This window comes from Pseudonocardia sp. EV170527-09 (genome assembly GCF_008369905.1).
Taxonomy (GTDB): domain Bacteria; phylum Actinomycetota; class Actinomycetes; order Mycobacteriales; family Pseudonocardiaceae; genus Pseudonocardia.
Window position 1 is genome coordinate 1 of the sequence record NZ_VRMC01000018.1, and the last position, 12,711, is coordinate 12,711.

Consider the following 12,711-nt stretch of genomic DNA (forward strand, 5'->3'; position numbering starts at 1 on the left):
TCCGCGGGAACTGCGCCAACAGAGCCCGCACCTGCGGCTCGACCGCATCAGCCAGCGAACCCCGCGGGCCCCGTTCCCGCCGCGGTGGGCCCGGCGCCCGCAGCGCCGAACGCACCGTGTTCCGCGCGACTCCCAGCCGGCGGGAGATCTCCTTGATCGGGACACCCTCCGCCCGATGCAGACGACGGATCTCGGACCAGTCCTCCACCGACAACACCCCCTCAGCGTCGCCCAGAAGGGGTCAATCCCAATCCGACGTCAGGGGGTCAGTCTCAGGCCGTCGTCGACAACCGCCCACTGCACCCCGACCACCACAGCCGCGGTCATCACGATCCGGGCGGCGTTGTTGCCGGTACGGCCGGCGTGGTGGATCGACTTCTGCACCTTGCGTCCGGCGCGGGCGCCGGCCGCCCATGACCACATCAGGACGAGCCCGGCCAGGACGCCGAGCGCGACGGCGATCGTCTGCCCGTTCACCGCTGCTCACCCCCGGCCGGGGTGGCGGGCCGGGGCCCGTTCGGCTCTACCATCGCGGACTCCTCACGTGCGTTCTGCTGGTGGGGGAGAGCCAGCCCGGCGGCTACATCCGCCAAGATCCCGTCGCCGGGCTGGTGCTCACTGCGGTTTCCGTTGCGGCGTGCCGGCTGCGGGCGCAGCTCGCCACGTTCGAGCGCGGCGATGTAGGCGTCCGCCGCGCGCTCATCGGCTCGTCTCGATGCCGCGTCCGCCTGGGCCACGTGCCGGTCGTCGACGTGGTCGCAGCGCCGGCACGTCCGCCACTCCCACCCGCAGCCCTCCCACGAGGACGGGTCCTGCCACGGCTCGCAGGTCGAGTGCTCCCACAACGACCCGTCGCAGGCGCACGCCCGCCACACCGGGGCGGGGCCGAAGTCGTGACCGAGCAGCCGGCACAGCGCCGGGTCGGCACACGCCGGGCACAGCAGCCGGCCGGACAGCCGGACCACCCAGCCGGCGGCGCGGGCCGCCGCCAGTCCGTCGGTCGTCGTCCGCACCTGGTCGGTGCCGGCCAGGGCCATCGCGCAGTCGTCGCAGCCGACGGTGATCCGCAGCGCGATCACGCCGCCTCACCCCCGTAGCTCGGCGCGGGCGCGGTGACCTGTGCAGCGCGGACCATCCGGGTCATGGCCCGGCGGGTGCTGCGCCGGCGCCGACGCTCGGCCAGCTCCACCAACGCCCCGTCCACCGGCGCCGGCCGCGGGATCGGGGCCGGACCCCACTCCTCGGCGATGACGCGGTCCCAGAACTCGTGCAGCGCCTCGCGCTGCTCGTCGGCCAGGGGCGCGGTGCAGTCGTCCAGTCCGGCGGTGTCGTGTCGATCCGTGTGCATGACGCTCCGATCCGTCTTAATACGGTTGATGTGGTTGCGACGGTAGAGCTGGACCGTCGCAACGTCAACCGCCGTCTTGAGACGGCGAGTAGCCTCGCCGGCATGGCTGCGCCCGACTCCGAGCCCGACGACGCCGAGCCGCGCCACGCGAGCCACCGCGTCGCCGAGCTGCTCGCCCGTGACATCGACGCCGGCACCTACGGGCCGGGGGAGCGGCTGCCCTCCTACCGGCAGATCGCGACCGACCACGACATCGCCGTGAACACCGCACAGGCGGCGGTGCGGCTCCTCGTCGCGTCCGGCCGGGCCGTCGTGCGCCCCAGCAGCGGCGCGTTCGTCGCCGACGAGCCGGCCGGGGCGACCCGAACCACCGCGGCGGACCGGCTCGAACTCGCCGCGCTGCGCGACCAGGTCCGCCGGGCCAAGGCCACGCTCAACGACGTCGAACGGGCCATCGGCGAGATGCTCGACCGGGCGCCGGCGTCGGGTTCGGACTCGGGTTCGTAGTGCTCGTCTCGGTGCCATGAACCGAGAATCGAGTCTCAGGACAAATGAGTCCAAGGACCCTCTGACCTACCCCGTGACCTGCTAGGACTACCAGGCATAAGCACTGGTCGGAGCCCGCGTCCGCGGGGCCGGCGCCCGAGAGGAAGGCGGAGAATTCTCGTGCCAGACGAGCCGTGGCTGTCGTCCCCCGCGTCATCGGAGCTGGAACTGAACACCGACCTGCTCGGCGAAGTCCTGCGCGAGTACCGCCGCACCAACAAGATCAACCAAGCTGATCTGGCCCAACTGCTGCACCTGGACCAGTCCTACGTCTCCAAGATCGAGACGGGCAAGCGTCGGGTTACCGACATCGAGATGCTGCTCCGCATCGCCCAGCAGCTCAACATCTCACCGGCCCGCCTCGGACTGTCGGACGAGCTGCTGCGGCCCGTGGCCGAGCCGTCGGACTCCCGGTTGGTCGGCGACGTCGACCCGGTCGCGGTGAGCCAGGAGAAGTGGCGCCGAACGCGCCGTGCGCTCAACCGGTCCCGCCGGGAGCTGGCCCAGCGGGCGGCCGACCTCTACCAACCCGACGTCCGGGTCGGGGATCTGACGTTCCTGGCGCTGCCGCAGTGGACGCCGAAGCGGCCGATTCCGCTCGACGACATCCGCCTGGAGTGGAGCGACACCCCGCCCCCAGTCAGCATCACCGGCAGCGAGCCGGAGGCAGCGGCCACGCTGCCGCTGAGGGCGCCGGGGAAGTCGTTCCCGCGCTACACCTCGGCCGTGCGCTACCTCGACCCGCCGAAGCTCTTCGAGAACCGCACCAGCTACCGCCTGCTCGACGTCGACCTGCGCGACGACCCGCGGATGACGTTCGGGCTCGCGGCCTACTTCGACAAGCTCGACCTCGCCGAAGCGATCGCGCACGAGATGGCCATTGCTGCCGAGCGAGCCGGGAAGAAGCTCGACTGGAGCGAGCTGCCGTTGCGGGGGCTCATCGGCGATCCGTTCGACATGGAACGGCGCTACATCATCCCGGCCATCGAGACGCTCACACTGCGTCGAAACCGGGAGACTGGTGAGGCGACGTTCCTGCTGCACTGGCGTGATCCGGCGAAGGTCGCGACCTCGGCTGGGATCTATGGGCTCATCCCGGCCGGAGAGTTCCAGCCGTCGACAGTCGCCACCCACGACCGTGAGAACGACTTCAGCCTGTGGCGCAGCATGGTGCGTGAGTACAGCGAGGAAGTTCTGGGGGATCCGGAGCGAGACGGCAGCTCAGGCGAACCGCTCATCTACGAGGACTGGCAGCTATATAGGGATCTCAAGCGCGCACGAACCGACCGGCGTGTCACGCCGTACTGCCTCGGGATTGGTCTAGACACCCTCACATTAACCGCCACCATCCTGACAGCCGTCGTGTTCGACCATGACGCGTTCGATGAGCTGTTCGGCGACGCCGTCTCAGTCAACTCCGAGGGCTCGCTCGTCAGCTCTTCGGAGGTCGTCAACGTGACCGACGGCCTAAGGTTCACTAAGGAGAACGTGACTCGGCTACTGCAAGACGAGCCGGTTGCGTCGCCAGGTGCCTGTATCCTGTGGCGGGCGTTCGAGTGGCGCGAGGCGCTACTTCGGTAGCCGACAAAGTCGCAAACCGTCGGGGCCTCCTCCTGCACTCAAGCGTGCACGACCAGAACACCGATCCTCTTTACCGAGGCTCTACGGTCGATGTGATCTGCTGTGCCTCAACACCCCTACCTAGCAGGCACCGGCGCCCAACGGGACGCCCGAAGGAGTAGTTCGAGCCATGTCGTTCGCGCACCCACTAGCGCTCTTGGGTATGGGCGTACCGCTTGTGCTAGCAATAGTCTATGCGGTAGTCGTTCGACGCCGTCGTAAGGACACACTTAGATTCACAGCGCTCGAAACCCTCGAATCAATTCTTCCGAAGAGGCGGACGCGGCTAGCAAGACATGCCCCAGCTGCCCTGTTGGTTACTTCACTCGCGATATTCTCAATTGCACTTGCCGGACCAACGGGGCAGGTCCAGGTACCGCGTAACAGCTCAGCGGTGGTACTTGTACTGGATGTTTCGTTGTCGATGAACGCGAAGGACGTCAAGCCAAGCAGAATTGAGGCCGCCAAAGTTGCAGCTAAGTCTTTCGTTGACCAGCTTCCCGCGGAGACCAATGTAGGACTAGTCTCCTTCGCTGGTTCAGCCGCAGTTCTCGTATCGCCCGGCACCGACCGATCAAGTATAATTCAAGCAATCGATAACCTGAGAACCTTAGAGGCTACTGCAACTGGTGAGGCGATATTTGCAAGCCTGCAATCTATCGAGGCATTCCGGCGATCTATTAAGTTCGCCGGAGATGCCCCCCCAGAGGGTGGTCGGATCGTTCTAATGAGCGATGGGGCCCTGACCGTACCGAGAATCGGAGGGGAGTCGGACCCAAGAGGCTCCTTCACGGCAGCACGTGAAGCTGCCCACCAGAACGTGCCAGTCGATACGATATCCTTCGGCACGAACTACGGCTCGATATCTTTGGATGGTCAAGAGCAGCCCGTTCCGGTCGACGATGCGTCAATGGAAGTGATCGCTCAACTATCGGGTGGAAAGTTCGCAACTGCTGGGAGCCTTGAAGAGCTACAGAAGGCGTACACAGCCCTGGTCGGCGAGGTTGGCTACGAAACCAAAATTCGAGATAGAAGCTACCCTTGGTTCGTAGGCGGAATTCTAGCCGTCGCTCTCGCGCTCGCCTTCGGGCTGCTTGCTAATCGCCGTATTCCGTGACGAGGTCAGCTTCCCGAAGTCCTTCCGCACTGCTCCAGAATGGATCTTATCTATGCAGATGGTTTACTTTCTGAAAGTGAAGACGTCTTCCGTGGCCGTGGCGCTGTGCCTTATAGCAGTGTTAGCTTCTGGTTGCACGTCCAGCGCAGTGCAGGGTGAGGCGCAGGTAGAACTCTCGCAAAGTAGCTGTGGAGCCAACGAACGAGGGGTCTCGCTATTTGAAGGTCGTGACAAGACCGGAGATTCCCTCTGTCTGGTGACGCAAGTGTATGACTACGATGGCTTGACTTTTAGAGGTTCCGGGAAGGCTGCGTCTTCTGCGTCATCCGCAACAAACAACTCACGTTACAGAGTTGCCCTGTGTGCGCGGGAAGATTTTGGTGCACCTTGTCTTGAGTTAGCACCAGGGGAGAGTCGTGATCTTCCTGCTGGTATCGAGGGGACGGTGAGGTCGCACCAGAATCTTGATCTGTAGCACCGCTCAAAGCGGCAAGGGAAATCTTGGTCTGCCTTGCCGTCAGCAAATGGGGCAGTATTCGCTAACATTCAAGAACCAGATCCCGTTAACGTTCTGGCAGTAGTAGCTGTCCCAGCTTCCATGCTGCAGTCCTTGCTTGCCGCGCGCTTCGCACAGAGCGGCTGTCGGGTGATGACTATGAACATAAGTGCCCTGGGCCATCGCCACGGATGATCCGATGAGCATTGCGGGGATCGTCAAGAAGCCCGCAAGGAGAACTGCAAGAATTCGTCGCATTTTTCCTCCGTTTTGATTCTGTCGAGAATGGGTAGATCATCCCATTCCACTAGTTTCGAGTCGCTTGGTCAAGAGGTTATCTCGTCGCTTCGGGGCCAGGCTGATCTTGTCTGCCTCATCGTCCACTTGGTCCGTCAGTACTGATGACCTGCAAGAACTCGCCGGATTTAGTGGAGCGACCAAGATCAAAATGTTGCTCCGAGGTCCGGCTGCATCATCGATTGTTGACCCATTTGGCCTAACGTCGCGTTGCTCGGGCTGTCGCTCATAGACGCTGATCATTGGGGCACCCGGCGACGAACCGACGATGGCGGCTCCCCAGACATCACATCTAGGGCGTGTCGCCTAACGGTCGGAGCCAGGTGGATCGCCTTCAGCGCGACCCCGCCGCGGTAGGTCAGAGCGAGCAGTCGTAACGGGTAGCCAGGCCGCGCCACTGCTTGACCTGGCAGAACCCGCGTTCGACGACGTTGCGGCCGCGGTAGGCGACCCGGCTGAACACCGGTGGTCGCCCGCCGCGGGAGCCGCGTCGTTTCCGGTGCCCCTGCTGGTCAGACGGTTCCAGGATGACCGCGACGATCCCACGCTGGCGCAGGTGGCCCCGGATGGCGCGGGAGGAGTAGGTCTTGTCGCCGCGGACCCGGTCGGGGCGGGTTCGTGGCCGTCCTGGGCCGGTGCGGTCGATCCGTAGACGACTCGTCAGGTGTCCGAGCATCGGGGCGTCACCGGCCTGGCCGGGGCCGACGAGGACGACCAGCGGGCGGCCGTGGCCGTCAACGAGCTGGTGGATCTTCGTGGACAGTCCGCCGCAGGAGCGGCCCAAGGCGTGATCGGGCGGCTCGGCGCGCAGATTCTTGTAGCTCGACCCTGCCCCCCTGCGTCCTGTTTTAGGGTCGCCGCGTGTTGGTGGGCACGGATGATCGTCGAGTCGACCGACACCGCCCAGTCCACCAGGCCCGCGGAGTCGGCATCGGCCAGCAGAACTGCGAGAACGTGGCCCCAGGTGCCGTCACCGACATAGCGGCGGTGGCGTTTCCACAGGGTCTGCCAGGGCCCGAACTCGGCTGGGACATCGCGCCAGGCCAGACCGCAGCGGTACCGTAGATGATCCCCTCGACCACCCGCCGGTGATCAGCGAACGGCCGCCCAGGCATCCCGTCCGACGAGGGCAACAACGGCTCTAGCCTGGCCCACTGGGCATCGGTCAAGACCGCACGACGCGACACCCGCAGATCATCCCGCAGCCCCGATCCACCCGATTAAGAGACACGCTCTAGCCCTCAGATAGGTCGGGCATGACCCCATCAATGGTTGCAGTCGTGGTTGCAGTCGGCAACGTCCCGCCGCTGCCGGGAGCTGCGCTAGAGTGGTACTGCCAGCACTTTTCTACGTGCGCGACCGTTCTTGAACCCGTATGTCCCGTCCTTGAAAGCGGGCGTCCGAAAGGACCGGGGGTTCGAATCCCCCCGCTTCCGCCACAGGTCAGACGATCACGACCGGTTCGCCCGGGCGGCGTCGCTGCCGTCCGCCTCCTGCCTCCCGCCCGTGGACCGCCGCGCGACCTGCCGCGGTACCGAGCCGCCCGGCGAAGTATCGGCAACGATGAGCGGATGAGGTACGGGACGCCGGGGAACGTGTTTCCGGACGGCGAAGTCGTGCGCCACGTCGAGCAGCTCCCGCACCAGCGGCCAGCTCGTCACCGGCTCCACCACCGCCACCCAGTGGTAGGCGGCGTAGACCGGGTGCGGGAACAGTACGTCGCGCGACGTCGGGTCGGTGCCCGGATCGGTCGGGAACAGCTCTCGGTAGCGGGCGGTCGGCAGCCCGATGTTGAGCCGGAACGCGCCGGGTCGGTCGAGGTCGGAGGCGGTGTCGTTCACGTCCGACCGCACGACGGTCGCCCAGCCCTGGCGGGGGCGCTGCTCGTAGTCGTGATCCGGGTCGTGGATCGCGAACGCGTCCCCGTTCCCCTCCACGATCCGGGTGCCGGGGAACCCGGCGAGTACGGCGATGACCTGGTCGGCGTCCATGCCGCCAGATGAGCACCTTTCCATGATCGTTCGTCCGGAAACAGTGTCCCAGGTCACACCTTCTCGGCGACGGTGGCGAGCAGGTCCAGTGACGCCCGCAGCCGGTCCGCGGTGGTGGCGCGGGCGCGCTTCTGGCGGAACGCGTCGTCCGGGTCGAGCCCGGTCCAGTCGTAGGTGCAGGTCACGCGGGTCGTGTCGTCGCCGACGGGCTCCAGCTCCCAGCGCCACAGGTGCCCGGGCGGCGGCTTCCCCGGCTCCGACGGCAGCCACGCGACCAGCCGCCCCTCGACGAACTCCACGATCCGGTTCTCCCGCATCGCGCCCTGGGTGAGCACCATGGAGAAGACGTCGCCGACGGCGCGGACCCGCTGCCCGTCCGCGGCCTCGGCGAGGTTGTCGTTGCCGTCCCAGGACGGCTGACGGGCGGGGTCGGCGATGAGCTCGAAGATCGTCGCGGGGTCGGCGGCGACGGTCCGGCTGCTGCGCACCACGGTGGGCGGGATGTCGTTCACGACCGCAGTGGACCACCGCCCGGCCGGGATCGGAAGATGTCGGACCCCGCTGTCACGATCGCGGACATGACCGACCGCGCCCACCCCCCGATGCAGGCCGACGCCCTCACCACGCTCACGGCCTGGCTCGACTTCTACCGCGCCACCCTGATCGGCAAGGTCGAGGGACTGACCGGCGAGCAGGTGCGGGAGGCGTCGGTGCCGCCGTCGTCGCTCACGCTGCTGGGGCTGGTCCGGCACCTGGCGTCCGTCGAGCGGAACTGGTTCCGCCAGGTCCTGGGCGGTGAGGATGTGCCGTTGCTGTACCCGCGGGAGCCCGGAACCGGCCATGACGGTGGCTTCGAGCTCGGGAGCGCGGACCTCCCCGAGGCCCGCGCGGCCTGGGAGGCCGAGGTCGCCCGGGCCCGCCGGGTCGTCGAGGAGGCCGGGCCGGACGGCACCGGGTCCCTCGGTGGGAACGCGGTGTCGGTGGTGTGGATCCTGACCCACGTGATCGCCGAGTACGCGCGCCACGTCGGGCACGCCGACCTGCTGCGGGAGCGGATCGACGGCAGCACCGGCGTATGAGGCCGCGTTCCGCGGAACGCGGGTCGTCGTAGGGCGGGGCCGTCGGACGGTGGAGTTCACCGTCCGACGGTGGCGATCGTCAGCAGAAGCCGCGGAACACCCGGTCGGGCTGCAGCTGCGCGTGATCGGCGAAGTCGGCGAACTCCATGTTCGCGGTCGACACGTTGTTCTCCACCGACCACAGATCCGCTGCGGCGATCCGGAGCGTTCGGCCGGGATCCTGCCGCAGGTCGGCCGCGACGATCGGGAAGCCGTCGTCGTGCAGGGTCCGCTCGTCGACGACGAACAGCAGCGGATGGTGGGCGGCGAGCCCGTCGTCGAGCGCGAACCCGACGACGCGGTCGGCGGTCCAGCCGCCGAAGAGATCCTCGGTGACGACGTCGAACGCGGCGAGGAAGGTCTCCTCGTCCGGATCCCGGGGCGCGATGATCCCGAGCAGCTCGTTCCAGGGGCCCTCACCCGAGTCGGTGCAGGTCCGCACCAGTGGCGGGAGGAACGTCACGGGGAACTCCACCCCGCCATCCTCCCGTGGTCGGATCAGGACGTGAGCACCGCACCCAGCGTCGATGGCCGCCGGTTCGCCGGCGTCAGCAACTCCGGCGACGGCGAGGTCGGCCGGGCCACCGTGTTCGACTACCACGAGTCCGACGGCCTGGTGTGGGCCGAGTACTCCGGTGGCGACGTCCGGCTCGGCCGCCTGGCCGGCACCCGCGAGGGCGACCGGCTGAGCTTCCGCTACGTGCACGTGTCCGTCGACGGCGCGTCCAGCTCGGGGCGGTGCGAGGCCCGCATCGAGGTCCTCGACGACGGCCGGCTCCGCTCGCACGAGAGCTGGGCCTGGGAGTCCCGGCCGGGCACGGGGGAGAGCGTCGTCGAGGAGGTCACGGGGCGAACGTGAGGGCATACCGCCCCACCGGGAACCGGGGTCGGCCTCCGGAACATCCCGGAGGGGGGAACCGGACACCTCGGGCATGCTGGACCCATGCTCCGCCTCATCCTGAACGTGGTCTGGCTGGTCCTCTCCGGCTTCTGGCTGTTCCTCGCCTACACGGCCGCCGGGATCGTCGCCTGCCTGCTGATCGTGACGATCCCGTTCGGCATCGCCTCGTTCCGGATCGGGCTCTACGCGCTGTGGCCGTTCGGCCGTGAGGCCGTGCGCGACCCGCGGGCCGGCGCGGCATCGGCGATCGGGAACGTCCTGTGGATCCTGCTGTTCGGCTGGTGGCTGGTGCTCGGCCACGTCGCGACCGCGATCGCGCTGGCCATCACGATCATCGGGCTGCCGCTGGCCTGGGCGAACCTGAAGCTGATCCCGGTGTCGCTGCTGCCGCTCGGGTCGCGGATCGTCGACACCGACGCCTACGTGCCCGGCTCCCGGGTCGCCGCGCAGGTCTAGCCGGCGTCGGTCAGGAACTCCACACCCGCCCGGGCCAGCAGACCGGGGTCGTGCACCCCGCACAGCTCGCGCGCGGAGTGCATCGACAGCACCGGGATGCCGACGTCGACCGTCCGGATGCCCAGCCGGGTCGCCATGATCGGCCCGACGGTCGACCCGCACGGCACCGTGTTCTTCGAGACGAACACCTGGCTCGGCACGTCCGCGGTGCGGCAGGCCCGCTTCCAGGCGGCTGCGCCCGGCGCGTCGGTGGCGTAGCGCTGAACCGCGTTGACCTTCAGCGACGGCCCCCGGTTCGGCACCGACAGGTGGTCCGGGTCGTGCTTGTCCAGGTGGTTGGGGTGCGCGGCGTGCGTGACGTCCACCGACAGGCAGCGCGACCGCGAGAACACCGCATGCCGCTCGTCGAACCCCCCGGCCAGCCGGGTCAGCACCGTCTCCAGCAGCGGTCCGGCGGCGCCGGTCGCACTGGCCGAGCCGATCTCCTCGTGGTCGAACCCGACGAACACCGGGACGGTGCCCGGGTCCCGCTCGACCGCGGTGAGCAGCGCGCTGATCCCGGCGTGCACCGAGGCCAGGTTGTCCAGCCGCGGGGCGGCGAGCAGCTCGTCGTCGCGACCCAGGGTGGCGGGCGGGGTGAGGTCGTAGGTGAACAGGTCGTGCGCCGCGACGTCCTCCGGGTCCTCGCCGACCCGCACGGCGAGGAACTCGACCAGGTCGCCGCCGTCCGGGTCGCCGAGACCCCAGATCGGGAGCAGGTGCCGCTGCGGGTCCAGGGTCAGGCCCTGGTTCACGCCGCGGTCGAGGTGGATCGCCAGCTGCGGGATGCGCAGCAGCGGCCGGTCCACCCGGACCGGGACGACGCGGCCGTCGTAGAGCGCCAGGCGCCCGGCGAGGCCGAGGTCGCGGTCGAGCCAGGAGTTCCACAGCGCGCCGCCGTAGACCTCCACCCCGACCTGGCGCCATCCGGCCACGCCGACGTCGGGGTTCGGCTTGACCTTGAACCCGGGCGAGTCGGTGTGCGCGGCGAAGATCCGCAGCGGGGCGCCCGGCCCGGACGCGGGCTGCCACCACGCCAGGATCGTGCCGTCGCGCACCAGGTAGCGCCCGCCCGGCCCGTCGGCCCACGGCTCGTCCTCGCGCTGCTCGGTGAAGCCCGCGGCGGACAGCCGGCGGACGGCCTCGGCCACCGCGTGGTACGGCGACGGGCTCGCGGTGAGGAACGAGGCGAGGTCACGTGCAGCGTCGGTCACGTGAGGCATCCTGGCAGTAATGACCAACGGGTTCGACGTGGTGGTGGTGGGCGCGGGATCCGCGGGGTGCACCCTCGCGGGCCGGCTCGCCGAGCGCGGGGTGCGCACGGCCCTGGTCGAGGCGGGTGCCGTCGTCGTCCCACCGGACTCGATCCCGATCGCGTCGCTCGCCGCGACCGCGCCCGGCCACGTCCTCAACTGGGCCTACCGGGCGACGCTGTGCCAGGGGCGGGAGTGCACCGTGCCGCGGGGACGCGTGCTGGGCGGCTCCGGTGCGATCAACGGTGGTTACTTCGTGCGCGCCGTCCCGGCGGACTTCGCGGACTGGGGCGTCCCCGGCTGGTCCTACGACGACGTCCTGCCGTACTACCGGCGGCTGGAGCGCGACGTCGACTTCTGCACTCCCGACCGGCACGGCGACGCGGGCCCACTGCGCATCTCGCGCCCCTCGGGCCGGCGCCGCGCCGCGACGACCGACCCGTTCCTGGCCGCCTGCCTCGCGCTCGGCCATCCCGAGGAGCCGGACAAGAACGCCGGCGGCCCGCCCGGCGCGGGCCCGATCCCGACCAACGCCGTCGACGGGCGCCGGGTCAGCGCCGCTGCCGCCTACCTGCCTCCGCCGTGGGGGTACGCGGAGTCGGCCGGGAGGAGCGCAGGCGCAGCGAGCGGCGGCACGGACACGCTGACCGTGTTCGGCGGAGCCCCGGCCGAGACCCTGGTGATCGAGGGTGGCCGGGTCACCGGGGTGCGCGTCGGCGGGCGCACCCTGCACGCCGCCGAGACCGTCGTGACCGCGGGCGCGGTCGGCACCCCGGCGCTGCTGCAGCGCTCCGGGATCGGCCCGGAGGACACACTGCGGGCCGCGGGTGTCGCCGTGGTGCACGAGCTGCCCGGGGTCGGACGCGGCTGGTCGGACCATCCCGCGGTGTTCCTGCCACTGCGCAGCGGCCTGCCCGACCCGCCCGCCGACGCCGTCGCCGCGCAGGCCGCGCTCCACCTCGACTCCGGTACCGACCCGGCCGGTGACCTGGAGATCCTGCTGTTCGCGCACCCGTTCGCGCCCGGCGGGCCCGCGCACCTGATGTGCGCGGTGCAGCGCCCGGACAGCCGCGGGATGCTCGCCATCACCTCCCCGGACCACGACGACCCGCCCCGGCTGGACTTCCGCTACCTGCGCACCACCTCCGACCGGCACCGGATGCGGGCCGCGGTGCGGATCGCCGCGGACATCCTGCGTGCCGCGGGCTGGGACCGAGCCGGCCCCGACGACGGCGGCCCCGCCGGCTGGGAGCTCGGCAACGACACCCGGCTCGACGGCTGGATCCGCGACCACCTGACGACCTCGGTGCACCTGTCCGGCAGCGCCCCGGCGGGTACCGGACCGGACGCCGTCGTCGACTCCGACCTGCGGGTGCACGGCCTGGGCGGGCTCCGGGTGGCGGACACCTCCGTCCTGCCCCGCGTGCCGCGGCGCGGGCCGGCCGCGACCGCGATCATGATCGGGGAGCGCGCCGCCGACCTGGTGTGCGGCACCGTGGGGGAACGCCGTGCATGACGAGGTCACCGTC

Annotated in this window: 15 protein-coding genes, 1 tRNA gene and 1 pseudogene; 8 read left to right on the top strand and 9 right to left on the bottom strand. The window is 69.2% G+C overall.

Annotated elements, in window-relative coordinates:
* From FVA95_RS07585 to FVA95_RS07600, 4 genes are all read right to left on the bottom strand, one after another.
* The coding region (locus FVA95_RS07585) for a sigma factor-like helix-turn-helix DNA-binding protein (protein WP_193564260.1) at positions 1-217 on the bottom strand (217 nt) is incomplete at its 3' end.
* 41 nt (positions 218-258) lie between these two features.
* Complete coding sequence (locus tag FVA95_RS07590) at positions 259-477, bottom strand: hypothetical protein (protein ID WP_149663569.1); 219 nt, start codon at positions 475-477, stop codon at positions 259-261.
* Positions 474-1,079 carry a hypothetical protein gene (locus tag FVA95_RS07595; RefSeq protein WP_149663570.1) on the bottom strand — a complete coding sequence of 202 codons (606 nt, stop codon included), beginning with the start codon at positions 1,077-1,079 and terminating at the stop codon, positions 474-476. The genes FVA95_RS07590 and FVA95_RS07595 overlap by 4 nt, the downstream gene beginning before the upstream one ends.
* Positions 1,076-1,348: a hypothetical protein gene (locus tag FVA95_RS07600; protein ID WP_149663571.1), complete on the bottom strand. Its 273-nt coding sequence runs from the start codon at positions 1,346-1,348 to the stop codon at positions 1,076-1,078. The genes FVA95_RS07595 and FVA95_RS07600 overlap by 4 nt, the downstream gene beginning before the upstream one ends.
* A 102-nt stretch (positions 1,349-1,450) precedes the next feature.
* Here FVA95_RS07600 and FVA95_RS07605 point away from each other — a divergent pair, with 102 nt between their 5' ends.
* The 3 genes from FVA95_RS07605 to FVA95_RS07615 all read left to right on the top strand — a co-directional run bounded on the left by FVA95_RS07605 (position 1,451) and on the right by FVA95_RS07615 (position 4,631).
* Entirely contained in the window at positions 1,451-1,855 is a 405-nt protein-coding gene (locus tag FVA95_RS07605) for a GntR family transcriptional regulator (protein WP_075300299.1), read from the top strand.
* A 159-nt stretch (positions 1,856-2,014) separates the two neighbouring features.
* On the top strand, positions 2,015-3,475 hold the full coding sequence (locus FVA95_RS07610; protein ID WP_149663572.1) for a helix-turn-helix domain-containing protein: 1,461 nt from the start codon (positions 2,015-2,017) through the stop codon (positions 3,473-3,475).
* Between the two features lie 169 nt (positions 3,476-3,644).
* Complete coding sequence (locus FVA95_RS07615) at positions 3,645-4,631, top strand: VWA domain-containing protein (protein ID WP_149663573.1); 987 nt, start codon at positions 3,645-3,647, stop codon at positions 4,629-4,631.
* A 1,032-nt stretch (positions 4,632-5,663) separates the two neighbouring features.
* Here the strand turns inward: FVA95_RS07615 and FVA95_RS07620 are convergent.
* Positions 5,664-6,611, bottom strand: a pseudogene (locus tag FVA95_RS07620) (IS5 family transposase).
* A gap of 125 nt (positions 6,612-6,736) precedes the next feature.
* On the opposite strand from FVA95_RS07620, the gene FVA95_RS07625 reads away from it, so the two are divergent.
* Positions 6,737-6,863 (top strand) — tRNA-Ser (locus FVA95_RS07625).
* A gap of 12 nt (positions 6,864-6,875) precedes the next feature.
* Here the strand turns inward: FVA95_RS07625 and FVA95_RS07630 are convergent.
* Positions 6,876-7,415 carry a DUF6194 family protein gene (locus FVA95_RS07630; RefSeq protein WP_193564319.1) on the bottom strand — a complete coding sequence of 180 codons (540 nt, stop codon included), beginning with the start codon at positions 7,413-7,415 and terminating at the stop codon, positions 6,876-6,878.
* 53 nt (positions 7,416-7,468) lie between these two features.
* Positions 7,469-7,927, bottom strand: coding sequence for an SRPBCC family protein (locus tag FVA95_RS07635; RefSeq protein WP_149663574.1), 459 nt, complete (start codon positions 7,925-7,927; stop codon positions 7,469-7,471).
* A gap of 36 nt (positions 7,928-7,963) precedes the next feature.
* Between FVA95_RS07635 and FVA95_RS07640 the strand changes: the two genes are divergently transcribed.
* Positions 7,964-8,494 (top strand): DinB family protein, encoded by a 531-nt coding sequence (locus tag FVA95_RS07640; RefSeq protein WP_240051332.1) that lies wholly within the window; start codon positions 7,964-7,966, stop codon positions 8,492-8,494.
* 79 nt (positions 8,495-8,573) lie between these two features.
* On the opposite strand, the gene FVA95_RS07645 is transcribed toward FVA95_RS07640, so the two are convergent.
* On the bottom strand, positions 8,574-9,008 hold the full coding sequence (locus tag FVA95_RS07645; protein WP_149663575.1) for a hypothetical protein: 435 nt from the start codon (positions 9,006-9,008) through the stop codon (positions 8,574-8,576).
* Between the two features lie 30 nt (positions 9,009-9,038).
* On the opposite strand from FVA95_RS07645, the gene FVA95_RS07650 reads away from it, so the two are divergent.
* Positions 9,039-9,392: a hypothetical protein gene (locus tag FVA95_RS07650; protein WP_149663576.1), complete on the top strand. Its 354-nt coding sequence runs from the start codon at positions 9,039-9,041 to the stop codon at positions 9,390-9,392.
* An 84-nt stretch (positions 9,393-9,476) separates the two neighbouring features.
* Positions 9,477-9,890 carry a YccF domain-containing protein gene (locus FVA95_RS07655; RefSeq protein ID WP_149663577.1) on the top strand — a complete coding sequence of 138 codons (414 nt, stop codon included), beginning with the start codon at positions 9,477-9,479 and terminating at the stop codon, positions 9,888-9,890.
* Here the strand turns inward: FVA95_RS07655 and FVA95_RS07660 are convergent.
* Positions 9,887-11,143 (bottom strand): M18 family aminopeptidase, encoded by a 1,257-nt coding sequence (locus FVA95_RS07660; RefSeq protein WP_205015790.1) that lies wholly within the window; start codon positions 11,141-11,143, stop codon positions 9,887-9,889. The genes FVA95_RS07655 and FVA95_RS07660 overlap by 4 nt on opposite strands.
* A gap of 19 nt (positions 11,144-11,162) precedes the next feature.
* Here FVA95_RS07660 and FVA95_RS07665 point away from each other — a divergent pair, with 19 nt between their 5' ends.
* Complete coding sequence (locus FVA95_RS07665; protein WP_240051333.1) at positions 11,163-12,698, top strand: GMC family oxidoreductase; 1,536 nt, start codon at positions 11,163-11,165, stop codon at positions 12,696-12,698.
* Positions 12,699-12,711: the final 13 nt, after the last annotated feature.

Excerpts from the sequence above, each read along its gene's own strand:
- FVA95_RS07630 (WP_193564319.1), bottom strand. The coding sequence starts at position 7,415 with ATGGACGCCGACCAGGTCATCGCCGTACTCGCCGGGTTCCCCGGCACC.
- FVA95_RS07655 (WP_149663577.1), top strand. The coding sequence starts at position 9,477 with ATGCTCCGCCTCATCCTGAACGTGGTCTGGCTGGTCCTCTCCGGCTTC.
- FVA95_RS07615 (WP_149663573.1), top strand. The coding sequence starts at position 3,645 with ATGTCGTTCGCGCACCCACTAGCGCTCTTGGGTATGGGCGTACCGCTT.
- FVA95_RS07640 (WP_240051332.1), top strand. The coding sequence starts at position 7,964 with ATGTCGGACCCCGCTGTCACGATCGCGGACATGACCGACCGCGCCCAC.
- FVA95_RS07665 (WP_240051333.1), top strand. The coding sequence starts at position 11,163 with ATGACCAACGGGTTCGACGTGGTGGTGGTGGGCGCGGGATCCGCGGGG.
- FVA95_RS07600 (WP_149663571.1), bottom strand. The coding sequence starts at position 1,348 with ATGCACACGGATCGACACGACACCGCCGGACTGGACGACTGCACCGCG.
- FVA95_RS07605 (WP_075300299.1), top strand. The coding sequence starts at position 1,451 with ATGGCTGCGCCCGACTCCGAGCCCGACGACGCCGAGCCGCGCCACGCG.